Genomic DNA, 26,475 nt, shown 5'->3' with positions numbered 1-26,475 from the left:
TTGAATAGATACAAGAAGAAGCAAGAAGGAGGTCCTAAGTCCTCCCCTTGCTTCTCTGTATGGTTGTCCATATTTACGTAGTACAAGGCATTCATTCGGGCGAATTTAACCCTGAACGTATGCTAACACAGCAATTTTACCAGCTTACTTGCTGCTTGTACCTTCATCTGTAGTTGCATCTTTGTCTGTTCCAGTCGTACCTTGGTCAGTCTTGGTATCCGTACCTGTGGAGTCATCCGTTTTTGGTTCGGTTGTTTTCTCTCCTTCAGTTCCTGTACCTGTAGTACCTTCAGTTGTACCTTCAGTTGTGCCTTCTTCAGCTTTTTCTGTTTTTGGCAACTTAACTTCTTTTACGATTTTGTCCAATTCATTTTGCATGAACGTATCGATCTCAGCAGCTGCCAATTGGCTCTTCAGGCTTTCTTTTTGCTCAGCCGTCAATTTGGTGAAGTCCGCTTCTGTACGAGCTTCCACTTTCATGACATGGTAACCGTACTCTGTCTCTACTGGATCACTGATTTTGTTCAGTGGCAACGTTTTTGCAGCTTCCTTAAATGCCTCTACCCAGCTACCTACAGGTGTATTTTCATACAGTCCACCCTTTTCAGCAGAACCTGGATCTTCGGAATATTTTTTTGCAATTTCAGCAAAATCAGCTCCGCCATCCAACTTGGTTTTTACTTCTTTTGCAATTTTAAGTGCATCTTCTTTTTTACGCTCTTTTTGCGTTTTTGGATCTGTGAAGTTAATCAGTACGTGACGAACAGAAGCCGTTGTGAACTGATCTTTGTTTTTCTCAAACTCAGCCTTGATTGCATCGTCCGTAACACCTGTTTCTTTATCTTTGATTACTGTCATGATCCGAGTCATGTAGTCTTTAATGTTGTCGTCAGTCAGGTTCTGAGCTTTGAGCATTTCTGTCCATTGATCTGCCTGAACAGAAGCTTTCATTTTATCGAATTGCTCAGTTGCCGCTTTTGTACCGGCTGTTTTAGCATCTTCAGTTGCTTTGCCACTCAGATATTCATAAGCAACTTCCTGTTTCACCAGATACTCTTTGAAATCGTCCATATCCATCATTTGTGCATACTCCGGATAGAGGAATTTCATGACACGTTGCTCCATGTCGAATTCATTGGCTGTAATGGTACCACCATCATACGTAGCGACTACAGCACTTGTATCCGTCGATTCAGGTGTTTTTGCTTCTTCCTTCTTGCCACATGCAGCAAGCAGTGATAAGGATAGTACTGCGACCATGCTCACAGACAGTACTTTTCCTACTTTTTTATACTTTGGTAACATCCTTTAGTTCCCCCTTTGATTTAAAAGCAGTTTTCATGGACTCCAGAATTTTCTCTACCAGCTCCATCAGTTGCTTATCCCCAAGCCCCTTGCCTTTAGCGTGAATCAGCATATGGGGTCCTTGTTCAAATTGTACACGTCTTTCGAACTGATTTCCAATGTGCGCGATTTTCGAGAGTTCAAAGGCATGTTCACGCCCTTCATAGAACTTCACGGTAATGTCCTCACCGCGTTGGGAAATGGACTCAATACCGTAGATTTTGCCGTATACTTTCATCCGCGCAACAGCCAGCAAGTTAATGACGGCTTCCGGAAGATCACCGAATCGGTCAACCAATTCGTCTTCCAATTCCATCGCATCGTCGAAAGATGCAATGACCGCCACTTTTTTGTAGATCTCAATCTTCTGAATACTGTCATAGATATAATCGGACGGCAAGTAGGCATCGATACTGAGATCCAGGGTTGTGTTCCACTGATCAGAAGGTACCGGCTCCTCGCCAAGCATCGTAACTTTGCGTTTGTTGATCTCCTCTGCGAGCATCTGGGAATACAGATCAAACCCGACGGAAGCGATGAAACCATGCTGCTCCGCTCCTAGCAGATTTCCCGCACCACGAATCGACAAGTCACGCATGGCGATTTTGAAACCTGAACCCAGTTCGGTGAATTCTTTGATGGATTGCAGACGTTTCTCAGCAACTTCAGTAAGCACTTTATCCCGTTGGTACGTAAAATAGGCATACGCAATACGGTTGGAACGACCCACACGTCCGCGCAGCTGATACAGCTGGGAGAGTCCCATTTTATCCGCATCATGTACGATCAGTGTATTTACGTTCGGAATATCTACCCCGGTCTCGATGATACTTGTGCTCACAAGCACGTCATATTCACCATCCAGGAAGTCCAAGATCGTTTTCTCCAGCTCTGTTTCCGACATCTGACCATGTCCCACACCAACTTTGGCTTCAGGCACAAGTTCAGAAATTTCGGCAGCCATCTCCTGAATTCCCTGAACACGGTTGTAGAGGTAATACACTTGCCCACCACGGGCAAGCTCACGCTCAATGGCTTCACGAACAAGCGCCTGACTGTGTTCAACCACATAGGTCTGCACCGGGAAACGATTCTCTGGTGGAGTCTCGATAACGGACAGATCACGCACACCCAGCATGGACATATGAAGCGTACGCGGAATCGGCGTTGCCGTCAGCGTCAGCACGTCCACATTGGTTTTCAGCTTCTTCAGTTTTTCCTTATGGGTTACACCGAAGCGCTGTTCTTCATCAACAATGAGCAGTCCCAGGTCCTTGAACACCAGATCCTGCGACAGCAATCGATGCGTCCCGATGACAATATCCACTGTGCCTGCCTTGATGCCTTTGGCTGTTTCATTCTGCTCTTTACGGGAGCGGAACCGGCTAAGCACATGAATGTTGAACGGATAACCGGAGAAGCGCTCACGGAACGTCTCAAAATGCTGCTGTGCCAAAATGGTTGTTGGCACGAGTACAGCCACCTGTTTGCCTTCAATAGCTGCTTTAAATGCAGCCCGAATAGCCACCTCGGTTTTGCCGTAACCAACATCCCCACACAATAAACGATCCATTGGACGGTTTTGTTCCATGTCCTTTTTGATTTCTTCGATCGCACGCACCTGATCACGTGTCTCATCGTAAGGGAACATGTCCTCAAACTCCTGCTGCTCCGCAGAATCCTTGTCGAATCCAAACCCTTTGGAGGTCTGACGCTCTGCATACAGCTTAATCAGATCATCAGCAATATCCTGTACGGATGTGCGGACTTTATTTTTGACCCGTGTCCACTCATTGCCGCCCAGCTTGTATATTTTCGGTTCTTTCTCTTCGGAACCAACATATTTTTGAATCAGATCGATCTGCTCAATAGGTACAGACAGTTTGTCTCCACCCGCATAGAGAATATGCATGTAGTCCTTATGAATACCACCAACCTCGAGGGTGCCGATCCCCAGGTACTTACCAATCCCGTGGTTCTGGTGAACGACATAATCGCCCACTTTTAGCTCGCTATAGGATTTGATCCGTTCAGCATTATCTACATTCCGAATCGGTTTGCGTACTTTACGCTGTTTTTGCGAGAACATCTCGCCCTCGGTCACAACAGCCAAATGAATGGACGGCATTTCAAATCCCGTTTGCAAATTACCGATCATCATCTCTGGCTCTGGAATATCATAGTCCATCAGTACCCGGCGCATCCGCTCGAGTCGCTCCTCACCGTTCGCCAGCATGAGCACTTTGACTCCGGCCTTCTGCCAACGCTCCATCTCTGCCTTCAGTACATTCATCTGTCCATGGAAATCCTGCATGCCACGACTGATGAAGTTCAGAATGTTTTGTGGTTGAGTGTGTGGAACTTGGCGCAAAAAGATCGACATAAACAGCGTCTGGAATGGACGCTCATACAAGAGTTCATCACCGTCTGCGGATAATGGAAGATCCGGAAGTGTTTTTCCGTTTTGCATCAAATGCAGGTTCCACTCTGATTCATCACGGTCCAGCTGTTTTGATGTCTCCGATAGTCTGGCAGGCTCATCAAGAACCAGCAGGGTATCTTCTGGCATATAGTCGTAGATCGTTTTGTTCTCGGGATAGAGCGGAGAAATATATTTATACATTTCGGAGAAATACACGTGTTCCCGCAAAAGCTCGATCTCCCGGTGAATTTCCTCACGAAGACGCAGCTTCGCCTGTCGGTCCGTCATTTTCTCCAGCTGTTGCTCCAGCAAAAGAGCAGCCGCATCGGCAGCCTTTTCCATACGTTCACGATCTGCAATTAACTCCTTGCATGGTAAAACCGTAATTTCTTCAATCCGTTCAATCGAACGCTGATCCGCTGGATCAAATGTCCGAATGGAGTCGATCTCATCATCAAATAACTCCACCCGATATGCGATCGATGAAGTAACCGGATAGAAGTCGATGATACCTCCGCGTACACTCATCTCACCACGAGATTCCACGCGTTCCACACGCTCATATCCGAGCTTTACCATCTCCAGCAGGAAGGAGTCCAGTTGAAGTGTGTTGCCCTGTTTAATCAAAATTCGAGCATTGGCCATCACTTCCGGAAGCGGAACATAACGTCTTACCCCGGAAAAAGGAATAACAACAACGCCCCTGAATCCCTGGGCGCAGCGGACCAACACATCAATACGCTGACCCAATGTTTCCGGGCTGGAAACAGCAGCTTCCGCAGCGACAAGCTCGTTGGCAGGATAGATCAACACCTGATCAGGTGAAAGCGCTTCCTGTAAATCTTCTGCAATTTTTTGAGCTGAAAACATATTATGTGTTACTACGAGCAATGGTCGGTTCATTTCCTGATGCAAGGCAGCCAGCATAATCTGACGCGCCGAGCCGGATAGACCCGAAACCAATTGTTCCTTCATGCCGGACTTGATTCCGGCTGTAATGGACCCGAAGTCCGGATCTTTGGAAAAAGCCTGTATAAGTGCTTGTAACAAAAGGGGCACCTCTCTTATAACTTACTTGATTATCTCACGCATACGCGTAGCATCACTATTAAAATGGATACAAATTCCTTTTTGTCCTGTTTCATCATATCGGATTACTCGCAACATTGCCACATCTGTTGATGCGGCTGAGCCTAATTTCGAGATAGCCATGGCTTTCATGCCAACTGAAAAGAAGCCTCAGCAGGCTGCCAAGGCTATAAAAGGTGGAGCGTTATTACGCAACCGCCCTCAACTGTCATTCGATCCTGTACGGGCGATGTCTACTGAAGCGGACTCGCGAGCAGGCTAAGCTCCGGATTGTGCTCCAGGGCTTCCTTACAGTAATCACATGTAATCCGAACGGTAATGTCACCACCGGAATTATACGCTATTATATCCCTCCGCTCGTCGGGGGTCAAGAAATGAAAGCCGAGCTCTACTTCCGTTATCCGGGCAGAATCGATTCGTCCAATAAAGGTACGGCAATGCCTACATACGTAATTCACTGACATGTTTATGCCTCCTGAACATGGTTTATACATCCAGTATGTCCAGTATGGCTGAATCGAACCCGTCTTGTATGATCATTTTACCAGTATGTCTTACAAAATTAACCGTTAAACTTCGCCATTGTTTGTTCAAACGTATGAGTCAAGCTATGCTCCAGGGCATCACACGTTTGCTCAATGGTCTGATCAAGGGCTTCCTTTTCTTTCTTCATGAATGTCGACAGTACATAATCAACAATGGCATGTCCTGGTTCAGGCCGGGATATTCCCATGCGCACCCGGTTAAACTGCTGTGTACCGGTATGCTGAATAATGGACTTGATTCCATTATGTCCGCCTGCACTACCTTGGTAACGCAATCTGACTTTGCCAATCTCTGTATCCATGTCGTCGTACACAACAATCAGATCTTCAAGACTAACTTTATAAAAATCCATATATGCTCGAACCGATTCACCAGACAAGTTCATATAGGTCATTGGTTTGATCAGTACGGTTTTCACACCGCCAATATTGCCTTCTCCAATCAGCGCTTTACATTTATTCTGTGTAATGGAGATATTATGACGATCAGCCAACCGATCCAGTGCCATAAAACCGATATTATGACGGGTTTTGGCATAGTTCGAGCCTGGATTTCCAAGTCCGACAATCCACTTCATCTTGTTCCCTCCTTCGGATTAGACTGAGGTGAGGCATAGACTTCGAATGTTATATTTCATATAATATCAGGAAAGTAAAGATCGATTTACTGTAGTATTTACAGTTCATATTTTATCGACCCAGGAAGGTGAGCGGGTTTTGCGCGAAGACAATGGACAACTGACTCAACATAGCGATTTTATCTATCATCTCGAATATCACGTACCTGTACAGGTATACGACCGCGACACCCATATTGAGATTGGTCTAATCACACGTTTCGATAATCAATTCGTCGAAATTGCCGACACGCTTTTTCATCGGCGTCGTTTCCGATTTATCTCCCGCCCCGGGTATTAACCATATAAGATGAACGAACCATTTTACCCTGGATCACTGCGCGTGCAGAAACATCTTCCGATCGCTGTTAAGTCGAAGGCATATGCTTCCGAAGCAGCTTTCTTTCAGAAAGCTTTTAACTTCGCTTCTTCAGATCTTTTCTGCCCTCTCCGTTATTGTGTAAATGAGTAGTTCAACTTATATGGACTGACCAGCGTCTGTTTCACTTTTAATAAAACGGCACGCCGACAGGGGTTACATTTTCCATTGAACCGGAAAACGTAACCCCTCTACTACTTTATGCAGACATCCTTATTCAATTTCAAACAGCTTGCTGATTGACAATTCCTCATGAACCCGGATAATTGCTTCTCCGAGCAAAGGCGCTACAGACAACACTTTGAGTTTGCTTGTCGGATTAGCATGCGTAATTGGAATGGTATCCGTTACGATGACTTCCTTCAATGGTGCATTCTCCAAACGTTCCATCGCAGGTCCGGACAATACCGGGTGAGTACAGCACGCGTATACTTCTTTTACGCCGCCTTCCATCAGAGCATTCGCTCCCAGTACAATCGTTCCCGCCGTGTCAATAATGTCATCGATCAGGATGGCTGTTTTACCCTCGATGTTACCGATAATGTTCATCACTTCGCTCACATTTGGCTCAGGACGACGTTTATCGATAATCGCCAGGGGTGCATTCAGGAAATCAGCCAGTTTACGTGCGCGCACTACGCCACCGTGGTCAGGCGACACAACAACCGGATTTTCGATCTGTTTCGACCGGAAATATTGAGCCAGAATTGGCACGCCAAGCAAATGGTCAACCGGAATGTCGAAGAATCCCTGGATCTGCATTGCATGCAAGTCCATCGCGATGACACGGGTTGCACCCGCTTTTTCAATCAGGTTAGCAACCAGTTTCGCTGTAATCGGGTCACGCGAACGTGCCTTGCGATCCTGTCTTGCATAGCCATAGTAAGGAATAACGACGTTAATCGTCTTGGCAGATGCCCGTTTGAGTGCATCAATCATAACGAGCATTTCCATCAGGTTATCATTAACCGGCAAGCAAGTGGACTGCACGATATAAACGTGACAACCCCGAACACTCTCGGAGAGTTTCACTTGAATCTCGCCATCACTAAAGCTGGTTGTGTGAGATTCACCCATAGGGATCCCGATATAATCAGCAATTTGATGGGCAAGCTTGGGGTTAGAATTGCAAGTAAATATTTTTAATTTCGAATCAAAATAAGTCATAAAATAAAAACCCTCCGTGCTGGTTCATTGGAATCAATAAGCGTCTGCGACATGTCGGCACCTCCCCGATCTTCGGGAGGCAATCTTGTTATCAAAACCCCTTATTGGGGTTTGGCATTTTGTTTCTTGGCTTTGGCACGTCCGCGAATCTTCTCCGCATAACCAGGTTTATTCTCCTGACGTGGACGAGCAATGGCCAGATCATTCTCGGGAACGGAATGAGTAACGGTGGAGCCAGCAACCACATAAGCGCCTTTTCCTACCGTAATCGGTGCAATCAAATTGACGTTGCTGCCTACAAAAGCATCATCTTCAATCGTTGTCACAGCTTTATTATAACCATCATAATTGACAGTTATTGCCCCGCATCCAACATTTACGTTTTTCCCTACTTTGGCATCCCCAATATAGCTGAGATGAGATACTTTGGAACCTTCATCAATTGTAGCATTTTTCACTTCAACAAAGTCACCAATTTTTACGTTGCGACCCAGTTTAGTGCCTGGACGCAAATTAGCAAATGGACCTACCGTTGCATCAGAACCAACCTCGGCATTGGATACTACCGAATGTTTAATCGTAACTCCGTCCTGAATAACGCTGTCTTCCACATCTGCCTGAGGACCAATATGACATGCTTCACCAATGGAAGTTGTGCCTTTAAGGATCGTCCCCGGATACAATACTGTATCTGATCCAATCGTAACATCCGCTCCGATATATGTCGATGACGGATCAATGATTGTCACACCGTTCAACATATGGCGTACGGCAAGACGTTCACGCATGAAGGCTTCGGCTTGCGAAAGTGCGAGTCGATCATTAACCCCGATGGATTCTGCGATGTCATCTGACATGTAAGCCTCAACCACTTCTCCATCATTGCGGAAAATGCCAACCACGTCTGTGAGATAATACTCTCCCTGAGCGTTCTGGTTCGTCACTTTTTCCAGGGCAGCGAACAATTTTGCATTATCGAAACAGTATGTGCCCGTGTTAATCTCATTCACAGCATCTTCCTGCTCTGTGCAATCCTTTTGTTCCACAATCCGTTGTACAGATCCATCTTCTCCGCGAATAACGCGGCCATAACCTTTGGGATTGTCCAACTGAGCCGTAAGAACTGTGGCTGCTGCTCCGCTGCTCTCATGCAGCTTCATCAGACCTTCCAACGTCTCACTGGTCACAAGCGGTGTATCTCCACATACCACAATTGTAGAGCCTGTTTCGCCGCCAAGCAAAGATTTAACCTGCTTCACTGCATGACCTGTACCCAATTGTTCTGCCTGGAGTGCATACTCCGCTCTGGAACCCAAAAATGACTGCACCGCTTCGGCACCATGACCGACTACAACTACACTGCGTTCAACGCCTGCGCTGAGTGCTGCATCCAGCACATGTCCAACCATAGGTTTACCGCATACGGGATGCAGTACTTTGTACAATTTTGATTTCATTCGTTTTCCTTGCCCTGCGGCAAGAACGATTGCCATTCGTTTCAAAATTAACGACCTCCTGTTCTGAAAATCCCATTGAAATGCATTGCTGATCTATATCCAATGAGTATCGTTCAGCCGGCTTCAAGCCGGTCCTGTTCATCGCCTGCTGTCTCTGTAATCACACGTAACAACGCGGACACCAACGAATCGTGACCTATATGTATACGCCGTGTACCTGCGAGCTTAACCGAATCCCAATGATTCCTAAGATGCCGCCCTGCCACCAAGCGCACGATGCGCTTTTTGTTCTCTGCTAATAAACTCAATACTGAATATATCTTATTCCGGTCAAAAAGAAAAGAGAGCCATAAGACATGGCTCTCTTTTCCTTCGAACCCCAATAATGTTCTCAGGCACCTTCTTCAATGACTTCTTCCTCAGTTGCCGCACGATCGTATTCAGTCAAAACTGCTGCCTGAATCTTCTCACGCGTACCGGAAGAGATCGGGTGGGCGATATCACGGAACTCTCCATCAGGAGTACGTTTGCTCGGCATAGCAACAAACATTCCGTTGTTACCATCAATGACACGAATGTCATGAACGACGAATTCGTTATCGATGGTAATGGATGCGATAGCCTTCATTCTCCCCTCCGAGTTAACACGGCGGAGTCTGACATCCGTAATTTGCATGTGTGTGTTCACCACCTTTTTCCATCAGAACTTGGTGTATAATTCCACACAGCATATACGAACTCCTTCTTTTTATAACCACAAAAATTTCCTAATTTCAGGAATTTTTTTATTTAATACACAATTCGACAACGTTAGTGCCAGGTCGATGGAAAAGACCTTTTAACGACATAACATTCGTCATCTTTCTACAGGTCAAAATAGTTGCCAGGCTTGACGGAAATCTGTCTGCTCTTGGCATCAACTGCTGTCAGTTTCGCCAGAGATACGTAATCTGTTAGCAGGCGTTCTTCTGAATCTACAGAACCAGATTCCACCAGTACCCCTACCCCGGCAACTGTAGCATTAAACTCGGCCAAAAGATCGATCATTCCTTGCACCGTACCCCCGGCCTTCATGAAGTCATCCACAATAAGTACTCTGGAATGCTCACGCATCGCCCTGCGGGACAGGGACATGGTATGCAGACTTTTATGGGACCCGGATACATAATTGATACTTACGGCCGATCCTTCTGTAGCCTGATGGTCCCTGCGTACGAGCACGACAGGCAGGTTGAGCTGGGCACCGGTCGCATAAGCCAGTGGAATTCCTTTGGTTTCTACCGTCATAACCACATCAATATTCATATTGCCAAAGGCCGTTGCAAAAATCTTGCCGGCTTCATTCATCAATGCGGGCTGACCAAGCAAGTCGGACATGTACAGGTATTCTCCAGGCAAGATCCGATCAGGTTGCGCGAGCTGGGTCGAGAGCCGCTCCGCAAATGCCAATGCCAGTTCTCGGGATACCTTCGGAATCCATCTTACTCCCCCGGCCGCTCCAGCCAGTGTATGCAGTTCTCCTGACCCACCTTCTTCGAACACTTCCTTGATAATCGCCAAATCTTCACTAATTGAAGACTTTGCGGCTCCATAACGTTCGGCAAATGTGGTCAACGGAATAACCGTATGCGGTCTGGACAATAAGTATTGCGTCATTTCAACCAGCCTTGCGCTTCGTTTTAACTTCTTCACAGAGATCCATCCTCACGATCACGGAAACATCCAAATCCGAATAATTATTTAAGAATATAACACCTTTATACGTGTTTGTACATTATAAAAGCGAATTTTACGTCAACATGCGCACAGCGTACACTTCTTTACAGAACCCTCGCAGACCATTGTATATCCGGGCAACCTTGGATTCTTTGGAAACCAGACCAAATACCGTTGGACCGCTACCAGACATTAACACGCCGTCTGCACCCAATCGAATCATGGCATCCTTCAGATGCTGAACTTCCGGATACAGCTTCAACGTTACATCTTCAAGCACATTGCCCATCTGGTCACAGACTTCTGTAAATGATTGATTGCGTATAGCCTGCTCCATTTTAGCTGCACTCGGATGACGAACAATCTTGTCACTGCGGAACCTCCCGTACACATCGGCTGTAGACACATTAATCGGAGGCTTGGCCAGAATTACCCAGCATTGCGGCGGATTAGGAATGGGAGTTAACTTCTCACCACGGCCTGTAGCGAGTGCAGTCCCTCCTGTGATACAGAATGGAACATCCGACCCAAGTTCAGCTCCAAGCTCCTGCAGTTCGTGATCCGGTATATTCAACCGCCACAGACGGTTCAATCCACGCAGCGCTGCTGCTGCATCACTGCTGCCGCCGGCAAGTCCGGCTGCAACTGGAATCTTTTTATCCAGATGAATATGGACACCTGTACGCACGTTATAGCGCTCCTTAATGAGTCTGGCTGCCTGGAAAGCCAGATTCTTCTCGTCGAGCGGGATATAACCCGCCTGACTGGAGATGAAAATAGTATCTCGCGGCAGCTCCGACATTTCCAGCCGATCAGCCAGATCGACCATGGTCATGATCATTTCAACTTCATGGAATCCATCGCTTCTTTTATGTAAAACGTCCAGCATCAAATTAATTTTAGCAGGCGCTTTTTCGTAAATTTTCAAGGCGTTCACCCGTCCTCACCTTTTCCCTAAGACAACTTAACATATTATATCAAAATGGGGCTGTCAAGTCATTTGTATTCCGCATCTAAGGGGAAAAAGCGGGGTTGTTCCTGACGGATTTCCCCGCTTTTCAGTTTGCTTTAAACGGATTAAGATTTGCGCGCAGCCTGTTCAGCAAGTTGAATTGCACGTTTTACCATGTTTCCTGCATCCTTGGCTTTAATTCCGCCCCAACCTTCCTGTTGCACAGTATCATAGAAGCCCAGGTCTTTCGCGAGCTCATTCTTCAGATCCTCTGACATGACACTTCTTCTTCTGCGACTCATGAACCATCCTCCTCCAAAGTATCCTTCATAATGTGATGAGTTCGTTGTTCGTTCACGTTTTGGACATTTTGTCACCAGGCCATATTCAGTTTCCTGCATTGCTTAAGAAACTGTCCCTTCACCTGTCCATATAGTATGCCGCGACCGTTCCTCGCTCATTCCTGAGTATGTATGGGTTACGTTAGAGGGAGAATTGGTGTTTAAAAAAAACAAAAAAGCGATCCGCCTTATGGGGCGAATCGCCTGTAAATCGATACTTACGTCTCCATATAGGAGCTATGCGTCTGGCTGCCCGGGTCATAAACCATGACTTCCACCGATTCCGTAAGTATATCCGCATAACTATAAGATACTCGCTTGAAGGTTTCTTGCTCCTCATCAAGCTTAACAATAAAAACAGAAGGGTACGTTTCTTCCAATACACCCGTACGCTCAATGGTCTTACGGCGGCCACCATTAGCCCGCAACATAATTTTCTGACCAATATGTGCATCGAGATTGCGTTTGATATCCAACAGCGTGTTTTTAGCCATTGTCGACGACCACCTCTTTTCTTGTCCATTATACCGGATTTTACAGTCATTGTCAAATCAAAACTAATTATTATATCAGCATCAAAAAGTTGTTGTCAATGAATTTTTTTGCAAACAAAAAAAGCCCCAAATTGGGACTTTAAATGGCCTACATCAGACTGCCGACGGGTTCACTTTTAGCGTAGATAAATCATTCAGCCCAGGCAGACCTACCCGGTAACTCCCCCGTGTCTCAACACCACCCACACCCTGGCTGCCACTGATGGTATTGTGCAGAACATCACTCATGTTGACCGTATCCCGCACAGAGGTAAAGGAGGCCTTTGCTGCCACATAGACCGGATCAAGTGCATGAATGAGAATTCTGCCTGGGGAACTGGCAAAGTTCGCCCCTGCGCGTAGCAGTGCCTCAAAATGGGACTGACAGGCCCCTGCAACAATAGTGAGTGCGTCCAGATGGCGTTCATATTGTCTGGCCACCTGAATGGCCGACACAAAATTTTGCGAGTTCTTGTAGCTACCAAGACTATATAAGTCATAGGGCTGACGTGTCTTTAGCACCCCATCATGACCCGTAATAACTACGATATCCGGACGTACTTTGGGTAATAAGCGGTATAAGGTATCTGCCATTGCCGATTCATGGACATACTGTCCCTCTGCGGGCACACGAAGTTGCTCATAGAGATCCATACTTTTTTTCAAATAGTTCGGATCTCCATCCAAATGAAGCACCTTTCCAGGCATTTCAAAATAAGCCGGTTCCTGCTGGGCAGACCAATCCTGTACTAGACCTTCACGATTCCGCTCAGCCTGTTCCATACGATTCTGCTGCAGACGGGACAGGGTCTGATGTGCTTTAATATGCGCCTGTCTGGTCTTGGCGCTTTGTGGTTCGTAGGGAACCTGTATCAAATCGTCCACCGGGGAATCGGCAATCAGCCGGAACTCAGTCCCTTTAATGACCGCAGCATCCAACTGGAGGCCTTCCACCCGAAAAGTCACATCGCCGCCGTATGACTTCCGAACGACCAAGTCTCCGATATTCATCAACGTAATCACCTCTACCCCATCGTATGGGCAAAGACCCGGTTTGGTTCATTCAAATTTTACAGCGCTGCACGTACCCCTGCTTCCCACATTACGGTGCTGAGTGTGGCATACTCTTGCAGACTCAACGTCTCTCCACGTCGGGACGGTTGAATACCTGCCTGCTCCAGCAGAATGTCTGCCTGTTCCCGATTCTCCTTTGTGAAGAAGCGCGCCTTCAAGTTGTTTGAGATTGTTTTTCTCCGCTGGGCAAAAGAAGCCTGTACCACTTCGAAGTAGTGTGCTTCATCTGGAATCTCCACTGGCGGCTGCTCACGCACTTTCAGCTTAATGACAGCTGATTCCACATTAGGTTGCGGAATGAAGACCGTAGGAGGCACAATACACACAAGCTCCGGCATACTGTAGTACTGAACTGCGATGCTCAGACTACCGTAGTCTTTTGATCCCGGTGCAGCAGCCATGCGTTCAGCCACTTCTTTTTGGATCATGACAACAATGCTGTCTACCGGCAGCTTCTCTTCCAGCAGTTTCATCATGATTGGAGTCGTTACATAATAAGGCAGGTTAGCCACGACACTGACTTTGTCCACGGATGCAAAATCCGTATTAAACAACTCAGCCAGATCAAGCTTCAGCACATCCCCATGATGAACACGTACATTCGAATAAGGCCGCATCACTTCTCCCAGGATTGGGATCAAGCGCTGATCAATCTCTACGGCTGTGACGGGACCGGCTACCCGAGCCAGTCGCTCCGTAAGGGCTCCAATACCCGGCCCAATCTCCAGTGCGCCCTTGGACTCGTCCAAGTCGGCTGCATTAACGATTTTGTTCAGTATATTTTGATCGATCAGAAAGTTCTGACCCAGACTTTTCTTAAATGAGAATCCGTGTCTTTGAATAATCTCTTTCGTACGCTTGGGCGTTGCAATTTCTATCGTCTCTTCCATGTCCTTCATATGCTCACAATCCTTCACGTTCAATTTGCGCTAATGCTGTAGAGAATTCTTCCCGTGTAATCTGAAATACACTGAGACGTTTGTGGAACTGCTTACCGTTACAATAACCGATACCCAGCAGATTGCCCATCTCCATGCGACGTGCAGCAGCCTGCGGATGCACGATAAGTCCTGCCGCGATCAGGTCCTCCCAATCGATCAGGCTCGGAGCACCTTCGTATGAAGTATGTACGCGCGCCAGAGCATGACGGATCGCCTCTGGTGAGGCATTCTCCACCCCAATGTCCCCTTTGCGCGTTGCATCAGCTTCCGGAATGAAGGCATGTTTGCAACCTGGCACCTTGTTCGCAATAATTTTACGAATGCGTTCGCCAGCATGGTCCGGATCTGTCAGTATAATGACTCCCCGTCTCTCCTGAGCAAGCGCAATCCGCTTCAGAATGCGTTGGTTGATTGCTGATCCACCTGTTTCTATGGTATCGGCTTCCACGGCCCGACGGATAGCTACCGTATCGTCACGGCCTTCCACCACAATGACTTCTTTTATCATGTTCCATTTCTTCCTTTCTAACGCAAAAAGAAGAGGAATATCCTCTTCTCTGCCAAACGGCGGGGGAGCTGAATTCAGACTCCTCCGCCGCATATTCCGCATGAATCATTCATGCAACTATTTTATAGCATTCCCATTTCAAAGTAAAACGATTTTAGTTCGCTTCCGGCTTCACCGGACCGATCACGTAGACCGTCTTGCCTTTCTTACGTCCAAAATTCAGGGCATGCTTCACACTGTCATAATACACATCAATTTTGTTGCCTTTAATGGCACCGCCTGTATCTTCCGCACGACGGAATCCCAGACCTTCGATATATACCCACCAGCCAATTGGAATGACTTTGGGATCAACCGCAATGGTGCGCCCTTCCGTTACACGAGTACCGGAAGCTGTTTTAGTTCCAATGCCAGGCTCTTCGGAAGAGTAGGCAGTCATGGATACATTTTTAAGTACTTTGGAGTATTTAAAAGAAGTCCCGGATACGGTAATCACTTTGCTGCCCGAGGCAGATGTTTTCTTCGAGTTCGTTGTTGTAGACTTTTTGGTTGTTGACGTTTGAGCCGATACGGTCTGAATCTCAGGTTCTTTCACGACCGGTTTTGCTTTGGTGCCAACAGCGATCACTTTATCTACACGATTATTCGCGACAGATTTTCCGACCATTTTTTTGGAGACCAATTCTCCATCCTGAAATACCTTTTCGATATGCTGCACAATTGTGCCTTCTTTGCCGTTCACAACGACACGGTTATCCCCTTTGTACAAGCTAGGGTCAGCCGTTTTAATGACTTTGTAAGCGATCGGTTGCTCTACTTCCACTGTACGCTTTGTTACGCGCACTACACGGATCTTCATCTCCGCTTTGATCGCAGTTCCAAGCGCCGGATACACTTTATCATTACTTTCAACTTGAATACCTGATTTTTGAATTGCATCTTCTACCGATGAATCGGTTGTATACAGAGTCTTGGTGTCTCCGTCTGCCGTAATGTTAACTGGAACGGCCCGCTCAATAACGATTCGGTCTCCATCTGTAATCGCCCCATTCATGGACATGGATACCTTATCGTGAGGGCTGACTGTGATCGACTGCTCCTCCAGCATTTCCTGAAGCATTCCTGTACGAGTCTCTACCACCTGAGCTTTGCCATCAATAACCAGTGAAATTTGTTTCCCGGCCTGACCGTAAACGACTAACAAGATCATGATTGTAAGCGCAATTGAGAAAATCGCGATCAATGCCATTTGACGCATGTTCTCATGCTTCCACCGCAACGCGAAAGACTTACTGGATGATCGTGACTCATGGGTCTCTTCTGGTTGGAATGTGCCCACTTCTCCGTCCTCCTTCATAGCCTCGCCGTCTAAAGTAATGCATGATGTCTTTGACGTGACTATACCAAATTTTCTACAGAACACAGATCGGACCAACATAATCCGGTTCTGCACCATGAATCAATCTTCGCAACATGATGTCATCCTCCTGAATACCTACCGTATGATGACAATATTTCTTTTATTCAAAAACAAAAAAGCCAAAGAAAGAGTGTAAGAGGAACTCTTTCGTGGCTTCCGAATGATTTTGAATATCGGAAATTCATGCACGAGGTTGCCTCTCTTTTTCCGCTTGCGAGGTTAGCTGTCGGGTTCGGGCGAAAGAGAGCCGCCCTATCTTGGGTCACCCGCTCATGGCGGACGCCCTTGAATTCACCCCGAGACCCAAAGAAGAAATCAAATACGGCTTCGCAGTTCCCTTCGCTGCTTTTGGGTCAGCGAACGTTGCGCATCGGCCAAATACACCGATGTTTAAGCCCTATTGGTTCCCCCGCTCTCCGATAACGGAGACTCAGCGAGACTGATTCATGAAAGTAATGTTGTTTCATCGGAAAGTGTCCCTTTGTTCATCCCCCGAACATCTGTCCAATTTTCCGCACAACAATTCACTGAAAAGATGATATCCTGTTTTGATGCATGTTGTAAAGCGTTGATCAAGTACGTTTTTCTGAATATTTGGTTAAAATATTGTAATATTCTTGATTTATTTGGATCAAAGGGCAAATTACCTCCGCTTACCTGCCTTTTTCACCTCATTTGCTCGTTTTTTTAACGAATCCCAAATCGTTCCATGGCATTTTTGGTTGTTATTGCAGCAATTTCCTCCACCGAAATGCCTTTAATTTCCGCAGCTGCCTCTGCAACCAGACGTACATGCGCTGTCTCATTTCGCTTCCCACGATAAGGGTGAGGTGTCAAATATGGAGCATCTGTTTCAATGAAAAATCGGTCCATAGGAACCTTCTCCAGCACCTCTTTGGGCTGCTTTGCATTTTTGAATGTGATCGGTCCTCCGAAAGAGAGATGGAAGCCCATATCGAGACAACTTTTTGCTGTTTCCCAGCTGCCCGAGAACGAGTGCATCACACCACCAACTTCGCCAGCCTTCTCTTCACGCAAAATTCTTATGATATCCTCATGTGCATCCCGATTATGGATGACAATTGGCATGTTCACTTCACGCGCCAAAGCAATTTGTTGTCGTAATACGCGATGCTGTATTTCTTTGGGTGAAGTATCCCAGTGATAATCCAATCCAATCTCACCGATCGCAACCACTTTTTCATGCTTGCATAAAGATGCAATCCACTCCAAATCGCCCTCCTGCATTGTTATCGCATCTACGGGATGCCACCCTACAGCTGCATATATAAAGTCATACGTTTCGGCGAGTTTCATTGTGGTTGGAATTGTCTCCCGGTTAAAGCCAATGTTGATCATACGACCAACTCCTGCATCCACAGCACGCTGAATCATGTCCTCGCGGTCCTCGTCGAATTGTGGTGCATCCAGATGTGTATGTGTGTCGAACAGCATCATGTCTGTATCTCCCTTCATGTCGAAATAACGACTATCTTCTTTTTCAAAATTCAATTTGTAAAATTCAATAATTCAATGACTCATACATAAAACATTTTGGGCATCTGTGTATTACATCATTACGTTTGTTTCTTCAAAACTACAATATATAGAAGATATACGGATATTCTGATCTATATATTGCTTATTGCACTCATTCTGCCTGCTTGCATTTACAAAATTATGTCGATCTACATATACTCCCCATTAAAGCAGATTACTGTATCATGAAAAATAGCTCTTTTAGAAAGTGTTTTGATATCGAAATTCTTCATCGGATTATACCCACACGATTACAAGAAATAGGGGCGTATATGTGACGGTAATTCGTGAATAATCGCATCCACCTTGTTTTGCGGGTAATACAAATGATGTTTCCCTCGGTGAAGTCCGCTGATGGAACGGACAATGTCAGATACTTCTGACAACTCACGTAAATTGTCCTGTCGATCCAGAAGAAGAATCTGCTTATCTGTGGATTCATCCGGACGAAACACATCATACGGATTATCCGAAGGAAAATCAATTTCAAGATCATATTCGGGATCGAGGCCAGCCTGTACAAAAGCTTCCCGAATCTCTTCCATCATTGTCAAGTCGACCTGTTCAAGCTCTACATACTTATATAACTTGCGATCCATAAAACGTTCGCATAACTCACTCAGAACAGTATCGTCCTCCTTGCGCCACTGCGTAAATGCCGTCTGAATTAATGCTTCATCCAACTGCAAATATTCATCCACGGATAATTCTCCTTCAAATAATTGAGGGAGTGGATCAATCATGAAGCGGAATTGAAAACCATGTTGTAGGAGTATTTTCGCTCGCTTGAATATTTGCCGCAATATAATTTCAGAACTACGAGTTACCGGATGGAAGTAGATCTGCCAATACATCTGATACCGAGACATTAGGTAATCCTCCACTGCATGCATGCCTGACTCCTTGACTACAATCCGCCCATGATAAGGACGCAGCATCCGAAGGATACGATCAAGGTCAATCGTGCCGTAATTTACACCTGTAAAATAGGCATCCCTGAGCAAATAATCCATTCGGTCTGCATCAAGCGGACTGGTCACCAAGTTCACCACAATCGGCTTTTCATACGTTTTTTGAATGACAGACGCTACTTTCTCAGGAAAATCAGGAGCATACCGTCTTAAGATCGCCCCTACTTCGGTATCACCTGTAATAATGCGACAAGTCCAATCTTCGTGATTCATGTCAAAAGCTTCCTCGATGGAGTGAGAGAATGGCCCATGCCCGAGATCATGAAGCAGAGCTGCACACAGAGCTACAATCTTTTCTTCCTTCGGCCAATCCGAATAATGACTTCTTTCAAATTGAGAGATGATCTTGCGTGTAATCTCATAAACACCTAGTGAATGTGAGAACCGACTATGCTCTGCTCCGTGAAAGGTAAGGTAAGAAGTACCCAGCTGACGAATCCGGCGTAAACGCTGAAATTCCGGGGTGTTAATTAACTGCCATATAACCGGATCTTGCACGTGGATATAATTATGTACCGGATCTTTGAATACTTTCTCTTCCGTTAAACGTTGTTGCATGTCGACTCACTCCTTTAATTTCTTTTATATTAACGCTTTGAGCTCTACGATTCACCTAAGATTCGACACCATATGACGAACTTTGTCGAATGAAGTAGTTTTGTCGTTTTCCAAATCGACAAAGCTGACATTGAGGTTTAAATGCGAAAAACGGCTTCCAATCCCTTACCACCAGTAACCTTGTGAAAAACAGCCTTAATTTTAAGCTAATTTTAAGGTTGACTGATTTGGGAATCGTTGGTATGATGAGTATCATAAAACATAAAATAATGTCGAATAATGACAAAGATAGTTAGCTGAGAGGAGCACTGATTATAATGATGAAATCAACAGGTATTGTAAGAAAAGTGGACGAACTGGGACGGGTAGTTATTCCAATTGAATTGCGCCGTACGCTCGGTATTGGTGAAAAAGATGCTCTGGAAATCTACGTTGACGGCGAGCGCATCATGTTGAAAAAATACGAGCCTGCTTGTATCTTCTGTGGTAATGCAGAGAACGTTACTTACTTCAAAGGTAAAATTGTTTGTAACGAATGTATTTCCGAAATCCCTGCACCTGTGACAAAATAAGAAAAACCAGGTATACTGGACTTATCTAAATTGTTATTTCTAACCTTTTAAATATTCCTTAATGACCTTCCCGGTGTGAACCCCACCGCGGAAGGTATTTTTTTGCCTTGTTATGGGTTCCATTACCCAAAATGATTCTGTCACACGCGAACTGGGAGAGAACGATGAAATTTGTTCGGAATTTTTTTTAGCCACTCTGCTCTTTTTAATATTCCACTAAGGTTGGATATAAGCTTCTTTTCAGGTTATGTCCCCCACAGCATAAGATATTGGGTTAGATTACTGCTCGATTAATGCATTATATACATCCCGCTTCGCCAGACCGCGATCGGTAGCCGTTTTTTTCATTGCATCTTTACGGTTATGTCCTTCACCCTCATAATGGCTGACATGATCCGCGAGTGACATAAGCTGCCACCATGCTTCGCGCTCAGCCTTACGCTCCTCTTCCTTAATGCCTTCTACCAGCAAGCAGTACTCGCCAAGAGGCGGATGTTCTTCAAGCCAGTCTATGCATTCCCTCACAGTACCCCTTGCGAATTCCTCATGACGCTTGGTTAGTTCACGAGCCAGGACAATCAAGCGATCACCCAGAATTTCTTCAAGGTGGACTAATGTTTTCCGAATACGGTGAGGCGATTCATAAAATAACAAAGTCCCGTTGGATTCGTCAAAAGCCTCCAGCACTTTTCGCATGTCCTTTTTCTCCCGCGGCAAAAAACCGCCGAATGTAAAACGCTCCGTCGGTAATCCGGACACGATCAGAGCAGACAACGCAGCGTTGGGCCCCGGGATGGGAATGACCGTTATTCCGGCTTCCAGTGCAAGCTGTACAAGGTCAGAACCAGGGTCCGAAATGGCTGGCAAACCGGCATCGCTGACGAGTGCCAAATTTTTTCCTTCTATTATATAGCGTATCAGTTCAGGTCCACTCGCCCCCTTATTATGCTCATGATAACTAAACAGCATGGAAGGTGTAATTTCAAAATGGGTAAGCAGCTTTCGGGTCTGACGTGTATCTTCTGCTGCAATGATGTCACAACTCTGCAATGTCTTGATGGCACGGAAGGTCATATCCTCCAGATTACCAATGGGTGTTCCAACCAGATAGAGCTTGCCTGATCCTTCAGGCTGCTCCGCATAGCTTTTTTGAATATGCAAAGTCATCTAAAGCCCTCCTTTCGTAGTACGCTCAGCATGTTGCTGACCATAGTAAATATCCATAATCTCTTCGCAGTATTTCCCCTCTTCATTGTAGACAATGAGTGGAGGAAGCATCCTAACTTCCGGTTTACCATCTTTCATTCCTTCAATTAACACCATGTTGGCTTCCAGATGAGCACGGGGATGTACCATCCGAATCCGTTTTGGTTCCAGCTTATATTCGCGCATGAGCGAGATAATCTCTGCAAGGCGCTGTGGACGATGAACCATCGATACTTTGCCGCCATTACGTACAAGTCGACTGCACGCCTGAATCACTTCTTCCAGGGTACATCCGATCTCATGACGTGCCATTGCCTGATGTGTGTTCATCTTGAGATCACTGCCATTCAGGGGCATGTATGGAGGATTAACCGTTATTGCATCGTATACAGCATGTCCTGTTTCTTTCACCAGTTCTCGCAAATCACCTTCACGAACCATAATCGATTCATCCAATGCATTTAATTGCACACTGCGACGCGCCATATCAGCCAAACGTGGCTGAATCTCGATCCCTTCCAGACTAGCCTGCGTACGCGTTGTAAGCAGAATGGGAACCACCCCGTTACCTGTACACAAATCAAGTACACGACCCCGTTTAGGTACGGAAGCAAACCGGGCTAATAATACGGCATCCATCGAAAAACTAAACACTTCATCACTTTGAATGATTCTCAGATCATGAGAGAGCAGATCATCAATCCGCTCTGACTCATGTAACACAACTTCATTTGCTTTCATATGTTACGCTCATCCTCCGGTACTCTATATCTCATGTTTGTTTAGTTTAGGTTTATAACCTTGAAAAAAAACCGTAGGGGATCCCTACGGTCACTTCATTTATTCAAAAAAGACAGGCAGAACAGACAATCGCCTTCCGTCCGCAAATGTCCATAATAGACGTTGCAGATATGGAAGCCTTCGTGATACAACCGAGCCAGATTATCATACCCTTCACCCACAACATCCTCGCCTGTAGCCGGACCTGCTGGTCTTGCTACAGGCGCGAGTGCTGAGGAGATCGGCAGATCTGCCGGAGCCTCACGTTTGAGCAGTTTGCGTAACTGCTCATTCTCGATGGTAAGCCGCTGATTATCCTCAAGCAGCTCCTTCACAATCATTTTTAACTCTCCTAAATCACCGTGCAACTGACCCAGTTGGGTTTCCATTTCATGAATGTGCGTAAACAGATTTTTCTTTTCCAAGTTTCCACCCCGAAGCAACCTTTATGGTTTACTTGATAACGACGTCATCCAGCGGAAGTTCTTTGACTTTACTGATGTCGAACAGTTGAACATGGACTGTGCGGCTACCGGCATTAATTCCGACAACTTTTCCTTCACCCAATGAGGTGACGACCAATTTGCCTACAGCTGGCAGTTCTTCTCTCACACTTTCATAGTTATCATGCTCAAATTTCAGACAGCACATGAGTCTTCCGCACAACCCTGAAATTTTCGTCGGATTCAGTGACAGGCTCTGATCTTTAGCCATCTTGATTGATACCGGCTCAAAGTCTCCCAGCCAGGAAGAACAACACAACACACGGCCGCAAGGTCCGATTCCGCCAAGCATCTTCGCTTCATCACGTACACCAATCTGTCTCAGCTCGATTCGTGTCCGGAATATGCTTGCCAGATCCTTGACCAGCTCCCGAAAATCAACTCTTCCTTCAGCTGTAAAATAAAATATAATTTTATTGCGATCAAACGTAAATTCCACATCGACCAGCTTCATTTTGAGGCCATGGTCTTTGATTTTATTTAAACAAGTACCGAATGCTTCCTTCGCTGCACGCTTGTTCTCATCAACCACACGGGCATCTGTATCGCCCGCAACGCGGATGACTTTCTTCAGCGGCAACACCACATCGGACTCGCCCACTTCCTTCTTACCTACGACAACCTTACCGTACTCAACCCCCCGCGCTGTCTCCACGATAACGCAGTTTTCTTTCTCAATGGGAAGGTCCAGGGGATCGAAGTAATAAATTTTGCCCGCTTTTTTGAAACGGACACCCACTACACTGTACAAAAAATTAACCCCCTTGTAAGCCAACCCCACTTCGTCTGAAGCCCCGTCTTCTTAGGGAACCGGATGAAGTTATAACCGTTTGCATATGATTGGAGCTAACTCTGCCCTCTCCCAGTCTTATGCCAAACCGATCAAAAATTGCTCCAGACAAAGCTGGCCATTGACGTTGAAACGCAATTTTTTTCTGCATGCTGCGGCCATATCCATATAGGAGACCCACTGCTCTGTGCTGCGGGTATGTGCCAACTGAGATAACATGTCTAACTGATCTATAAAAACGATATGTTCATGCCTATCGTACTGAACATACAGCATGTCCCTAAACCATAGATGGAACAAACTGAGTAACATGTCCAGGTGTTCAGAGAGTCCGGTTTTAAAAAGCTTCTGCTGTGCAGAGATCAATGATGTACTTCCTCTACCCAGGGACTCCTTCCCTAATTGTAACATTACGTTTCTAATTTCTGCAAACCAATTCTGCTGGAGAATTTCTCTACATGCTTCCAATCCTGACGCTAAATGGACGGCAGAGCGAGCCAGATTGGCAGGGTGCCCTTCCTCAATTAGTGATTGAAGCATCTCTTCCGGATTCAGTGCGCTGAACGGCACCAATTGGGAGCGTGAGCGGATCGTTGGCAACATGGCCTGTCCATTATCTGTAATCAGGATGCCGACTGCTGGTACCTGCGGTTCCTCCAGAAATTTGAGCAAACTGTTTGCTGCCTGCACCGTCATTTTCTCGGCTTGTTCTATAATATATACTTTGGGATGGCCTGCCTCGGATCGGTATGAAAAAATACGCTGCAGATCCCGGATTTGATCTATTTTAATGTTGTTTCCATCTGGTGCAAGCATGGTTAGATCCGGATGGTTACCGTGATCCACCTTACGACATTCAAGACACTGCCCACAAGCGTCATCTTCAAGCTCTGTACAGAATATTGCCTTGGCAAAGGTAATTGCCGTCTTCCGTTGCCCGCTACCAGCTGGACCGCTAAACAAATATGCATGGCTTATTGCCTTACGTCTCAAACTGCTTTGTAACATTTGCTTGGCCGCTTGTTGACCCATAATCTGTTGAAAGGACATACTTCCTCCTCAGAAGCTTAAATTAATAAGCATCCCCCGAATTTCGCCTACTTGTTGTAATAGAGAGATTTTTCCTTCTTCTGTATCCAGCAGTTCATCAGCCATGGATAACAGAGCGGAGTCAATTTCATCAATCAGCTTATAACGCTTACCTCTGCCACGACGATCCCAACCCCTTGTCTCTTTCATGGATACACCGCGACGAACGGTCTCTTCCAGGAACCTTTTAACAAGTTGCTTATACGCCTTCAGTTCACGAATCGTCATGGAGCGTGCCAAGCGATCTCCCTGAAGCTGGATTTCACTAAACCGGCGATTCAGTTCAGCTTGTGAGGCCCGTTCCCCCTGGTGATTCATCATGTCAGAGAAATTTTTGGATTGAACCGGTTTGGAACCTGAATCAGTAGAACTGATCCCGCTCTGAATCGGTCTGAATCCAGGATTGATTTTCATGGATACGCCCGCTTTCTATCATAGTTAGCCAATCGCCCATCAGCACAGTGCGCGTTGCGCCTGTGCGTGAGAATGAGGCTTTTATATATGCTGATCACACTCTATATATAATGGTAGATACACATCACCATCAAGGACTTGTTCTTTGTAGTCAACCTCTTTCCGAAATGAACCATTCCCCCAGCTGGGAAATGCTCATCCGGAAAGAGTATGCTGATTCTTCTCATCAAGAAAGGCGTTCCGTAAGTGGCACGCACGAACGCTGTTAACTCTTCTTGCATCCATCGTTTCCAACATGCTATCAATCATGAATGAACCTCATGGGATCCATGCAATAGGTTTAATTAGAAATGTTCGAAGCGATCTACAGGGAGAACAAATACAGTAGCTCCGCCTACTTGAACTTCAACAGGTAGCGGCAGGTAAGAGTCGGTTGTTCCACTCATCGGTGTGACCGGAGTCACGAGCTGTTCACGAACCTTACAGCTGCTGCGAATGACGTTCATTACGGATTCGACTTGACCATCATCGACACCGATCATAAACGTCGTGTTGCCTGCCTTCAAAAATCCGCCCGTACTGGCAAGCTTTGTTGCCCGAAAGTTTGCTTTGACCAATGCGCTGGATAATCGGTTGCTGTCTTTATCCTGTATAATCGCAACAATCAGTTTCATCCTGCATAACCTCCTTTAGAATAAGCACCTTTATCAAATGCCCTGTCTATATATTAGACAATTACTCGTCAAAATCCTTCAAAATCCCTGTCTCCAGCGACAAAATCATTGCTGCCAAGACATCCTCCTGCTTCATGGAAGCATCGATAACCCTGATCCGTTCCGGGAACTGCTCTTTTAATAGGAAGTAACCCTCTCTCACTTTACGGTGAAACTCCAGATTTTCCAGATCCAGACGGTTCACTTCCCGGCCATCATGAGCATCGATCCGGGCAAGCCCCACTTCAGGCTCAATGTCCAGATATAAGGTCACATCCGGCATGAGATCACCAATCGCAAAACGGTTAATGGCCCATACATTCTCTATCCCGAGTCCACGGGCGTAACCTTGATAGACCAGACTGCTATCGACAAATCGGTCACAGATGACTGCTTTTCCAGCTCTCAGCGCAGGCTCTACTTTCTCCGCCAGATGCTGGCTGCGTGCAGCTGCATACAATAGTGCTTCGGTTCGAGCATCCATTGCCGTATGAAGAGGGTCCAGTATAATTGAACGTATTTTCTCCGCAATCTCAATTCCTCCAGGCTCTCGCGTAACTACGTAAGGTATACCCCGTTCTTCAAAATAAGAACCTATTCTACCGATCATCGTTGTTTTACCGGAACCCTCTCCCCCTTCCAGCGTAATGAATTTACCTCTGCCCTGCATATGCTTCCCTGCTTTCTATGTCGATAATTGCATCTATTACTGCTGTAATTGAATATGCTTAGACCCTCTTGCTACAAGATATGATATCCCCAGCCCAGAGGTGTATAGCTACAGCTATATCGGTACGTATTAATAACACCAAGATCATACAAGCTTGTTTCTTTC

At 46.0% G+C, this 26,475-nt stretch carries 28 protein-coding genes and 1 riboswitch; of the genes, 2 read left to right on the top strand and 26 right to left on the bottom strand.

All coding sequences use genetic code 11. The features are described 5' to 3' along the window. Positions 1–144: 144 nt before the first annotated feature. The 4 genes from MHI12_RS00230 to pth form a co-directional block, all read right to left on the bottom strand. Entirely contained in the window at positions 145–1,305 is a 1,161-nt protein-coding gene (locus MHI12_RS00230) for a peptidylprolyl isomerase (RefSeq protein WP_405171200.1), read from the bottom strand. Next, complete coding sequence (mfd, locus tag MHI12_RS00225) at positions 1,289–4,816, bottom strand: transcription-repair coupling factor (RefSeq protein ID WP_036606125.1); 3,528 nt, start codon at positions 4,814–4,816, stop codon at positions 1,289–1,291. The genes MHI12_RS00230 and mfd overlap by 17 nt, the downstream gene beginning before the upstream one ends. A 272-nt stretch (positions 4,817–5,088) precedes the next feature. Beyond that, positions 5,089–5,319: an anti-sigma-F factor Fin family protein gene (locus tag MHI12_RS00220; protein WP_017691368.1), complete on the bottom strand. Its 231-nt coding sequence runs from the start codon at positions 5,317–5,319 to the stop codon at positions 5,089–5,091. Between the two features lie 98 nt (positions 5,320–5,417). Next, positions 5,418–5,978 carry an aminoacyl-tRNA hydrolase gene (pth, locus tag MHI12_RS00215; RefSeq protein ID WP_036606126.1) on the bottom strand — a complete coding sequence of 187 codons (561 nt, stop codon included), beginning with the start codon at positions 5,976–5,978 and terminating at the stop codon, positions 5,418–5,420. A gap of 139 nt (positions 5,979–6,117) precedes the next feature. Between pth and MHI12_RS00210 the strand changes: the two genes are divergently transcribed. After that, entirely contained in the window at positions 6,118–6,318 is a 201-nt protein-coding gene (locus tag MHI12_RS00210) for a hypothetical protein (protein ID WP_024633712.1), read from the top strand. A gap of 291 nt (positions 6,319–6,609) precedes the next feature. On the opposite strand, the gene MHI12_RS00205 is transcribed toward MHI12_RS00210, so the two are convergent. From MHI12_RS00205 to MHI12_RS00140, 14 genes are all read right to left on the bottom strand, one after another. Continuing rightward, positions 6,610–7,563 carry a ribose-phosphate diphosphokinase gene (locus MHI12_RS00205; protein WP_017691370.1) on the bottom strand — a complete coding sequence of 318 codons (954 nt, stop codon included), beginning with the start codon at positions 7,561–7,563 and terminating at the stop codon, positions 6,610–6,612. A gap of 101 nt (positions 7,564–7,664) precedes the next feature. Continuing rightward, a complete protein-coding gene (gene glmU / locus MHI12_RS00200) occupies positions 7,665–9,056 on the bottom strand; it encodes a bifunctional UDP-N-acetylglucosamine diphosphorylase/glucosamine-1-phosphate N-acetyltransferase GlmU (RefSeq protein ID WP_260633062.1) in 1,392 nt (463 codons plus the stop codon). Positions 9,057–9,133: 77 nt separating this feature from the next. Further along, positions 9,134–9,328: a hypothetical protein gene (locus MHI12_RS00195; RefSeq protein WP_124118801.1), complete on the bottom strand. Its 195-nt coding sequence runs from the start codon at positions 9,326–9,328 to the stop codon at positions 9,134–9,136. Positions 9,329–9,411: 83 nt separating this feature from the next. After that, a complete protein-coding gene (gene spoVG, locus MHI12_RS00190; protein WP_017691372.1) occupies positions 9,412–9,696 on the bottom strand; it encodes a septation regulator SpoVG in 285 nt (94 codons plus the stop codon). A gap of 188 nt (positions 9,697–9,884) precedes the next feature. Next, complete coding sequence (gene purR / locus MHI12_RS00185) at positions 9,885–10,712, bottom strand: pur operon repressor (protein ID WP_017691373.1); 828 nt, start codon at positions 10,710–10,712, stop codon at positions 9,885–9,887. A gap of 97 nt (positions 10,713–10,809) precedes the next feature. After that, positions 10,810–11,664 (bottom strand): 4-(cytidine 5'-diphospho)-2-C-methyl-D-erythritol kinase, encoded by an 855-nt coding sequence (gene ispE, locus MHI12_RS00180; RefSeq protein ID WP_026081373.1) that lies wholly within the window; start codon positions 11,662–11,664, stop codon positions 10,810–10,812. Positions 11,665–11,813: 149 nt separating this feature from the next. Further along, on the bottom strand, positions 11,814–11,990 hold the full coding sequence (locus MHI12_RS00175) for a small, acid-soluble spore protein, alpha/beta type (protein ID WP_017691375.1): 177 nt from the start codon (positions 11,988–11,990) through the stop codon (positions 11,814–11,816). 257 nt (positions 11,991–12,247) lie between these two features. Beyond that, positions 12,248–12,523 carry a biofilm formation stimulator Veg gene (veg, locus tag MHI12_RS00170; RefSeq protein ID WP_017691376.1) on the bottom strand — a complete coding sequence of 92 codons (276 nt, stop codon included), beginning with the start codon at positions 12,521–12,523 and terminating at the stop codon, positions 12,248–12,250. A 153-nt stretch (positions 12,524–12,676) separates the two neighbouring features. After that, entirely contained in the window at positions 12,677–13,573 is an 897-nt protein-coding gene (yabG, locus tag MHI12_RS00165; RefSeq protein WP_017691377.1) for a sporulation peptidase YabG, read from the bottom strand. A 59-nt stretch (positions 13,574–13,632) separates the two neighbouring features. Then, positions 13,633–14,535, bottom strand: coding sequence for a 16S rRNA (adenine(1518)-N(6)/adenine(1519)-N(6))-dimethyltransferase RsmA (gene rsmA, locus MHI12_RS00160; RefSeq protein WP_405171199.1), 903 nt, complete (start codon positions 14,533–14,535; stop codon positions 13,633–13,635). A gap of 4 nt (positions 14,536–14,539) precedes the next feature. Continuing rightward, positions 14,540–15,085 (bottom strand): ribonuclease M5, encoded by a 546-nt coding sequence (rnmV, locus tag MHI12_RS00155; RefSeq protein ID WP_338707449.1) that lies wholly within the window; start codon positions 15,083–15,085, stop codon positions 14,540–14,542. 154 nt (positions 15,086–15,239) lie between these two features. Then, a complete protein-coding gene (locus MHI12_RS00150) occupies positions 15,240–16,424 on the bottom strand; it encodes a ubiquitin-like domain-containing protein (RefSeq protein ID WP_405171198.1) in 1,185 nt (394 codons plus the stop codon). Between the two features lie 273 nt (positions 16,425–16,697). Continuing rightward, positions 16,698–16,951: riboswitch (cyclic di-AMP (ydaO/yuaA leader) on the bottom strand. 241 nt (positions 16,952–17,192) lie between these two features. Further along, positions 17,193–17,963, bottom strand: a complete 771-nt coding sequence (locus tag MHI12_RS00145; RefSeq protein WP_179087975.1) for a TatD family hydrolase — start codon at positions 17,961–17,963, stop codon at positions 17,193–17,195. 332 nt (positions 17,964–18,295) lie between these two features. Next, positions 18,296–19,573: an HD domain-containing protein gene (locus tag MHI12_RS00140; protein ID WP_405171197.1), complete on the bottom strand. Its 1,278-nt coding sequence runs from the start codon at positions 19,571–19,573 to the stop codon at positions 18,296–18,298. A gap of 317 nt (positions 19,574–19,890) precedes the next feature. Here MHI12_RS00140 and MHI12_RS00135 point away from each other — a divergent pair, with 317 nt between their 5' ends. Further along, entirely contained in the window at positions 19,891–20,145 is a 255-nt protein-coding gene (locus tag MHI12_RS00135) for an AbrB/MazE/SpoVT family DNA-binding domain-containing protein (RefSeq protein ID WP_024633700.1), read from the top strand. 279 nt (positions 20,146–20,424) lie between these two features. Here the strand turns inward: MHI12_RS00135 and rsmI are convergent, their stop codons facing one another. From rsmI to tmk, 8 genes are all read right to left on the bottom strand, one after another. After that, positions 20,425–21,312 carry a 16S rRNA (cytidine(1402)-2'-O)-methyltransferase gene (rsmI, locus tag MHI12_RS00130; RefSeq protein ID WP_405171196.1) on the bottom strand — a complete coding sequence of 296 codons (888 nt, stop codon included), beginning with the start codon at positions 21,310–21,312 and terminating at the stop codon, positions 20,425–20,427. Further along, complete coding sequence (locus MHI12_RS00125; protein ID WP_405171195.1) at positions 21,313–22,092, bottom strand: tRNA1(Val) (adenine(37)-N6)-methyltransferase; 780 nt, start codon at positions 22,090–22,092, stop codon at positions 21,313–21,315. It lies immediately after the preceding gene. 95 nt (positions 22,093–22,187) lie between these two features. After that, positions 22,188–22,556, bottom strand: a complete 369-nt coding sequence (gene yabA / locus MHI12_RS00120) for a DNA replication initiation control protein YabA (protein ID WP_017691386.1) — start codon at positions 22,554–22,556, stop codon at positions 22,188–22,190. 28 nt (positions 22,557–22,584) lie between these two features. Continuing rightward, entirely contained in the window at positions 22,585–23,385 is an 801-nt protein-coding gene (locus MHI12_RS00115) for a stage 0 sporulation family protein (RefSeq protein WP_017691387.1), read from the bottom strand. Between the two features lie 117 nt (positions 23,386–23,502). Continuing rightward, positions 23,503–24,474, bottom strand: coding sequence for a DNA polymerase III subunit delta' (gene holB / locus MHI12_RS00110; RefSeq protein ID WP_074092912.1), 972 nt, complete (start codon positions 24,472–24,474; stop codon positions 23,503–23,505). A gap of 9 nt (positions 24,475–24,483) precedes the next feature. Next, on the bottom strand, positions 24,484–24,927 hold the full coding sequence (locus tag MHI12_RS00105; protein ID WP_017691389.1) for a YaaR family protein: 444 nt from the start codon (positions 24,925–24,927) through the stop codon (positions 24,484–24,486). A 344-nt stretch (positions 24,928–25,271) separates the two neighbouring features. Continuing rightward, positions 25,272–25,601: a cyclic-di-AMP receptor gene (locus tag MHI12_RS00100; protein ID WP_017691391.1), complete on the bottom strand. Its 330-nt coding sequence runs from the start codon at positions 25,599–25,601 to the stop codon at positions 25,272–25,274. A gap of 61 nt (positions 25,602–25,662) precedes the next feature. Beyond that, positions 25,663–26,310 (bottom strand): dTMP kinase, encoded by a 648-nt coding sequence (gene tmk / locus MHI12_RS00095; protein ID WP_017691392.1) that lies wholly within the window; start codon positions 26,308–26,310, stop codon positions 25,663–25,665. Between the last annotated feature and the right edge of the window lie 165 nt (positions 26,311–26,475).

Origin of the sequence: Paenibacillus sp. FSL H8-0280, from assembly GCF_045040665.1 — a bacterium.
Taxonomy (GTDB): Bacteria; Bacillota; Bacilli; order Paenibacillales; family Paenibacillaceae; genus Paenibacillus; species Paenibacillus xylanexedens_A.
The sequence above is the reverse complement of the archived record's forward strand: the minus strand, read 5'-3'. Positions and strand labels throughout refer to the sequence as shown.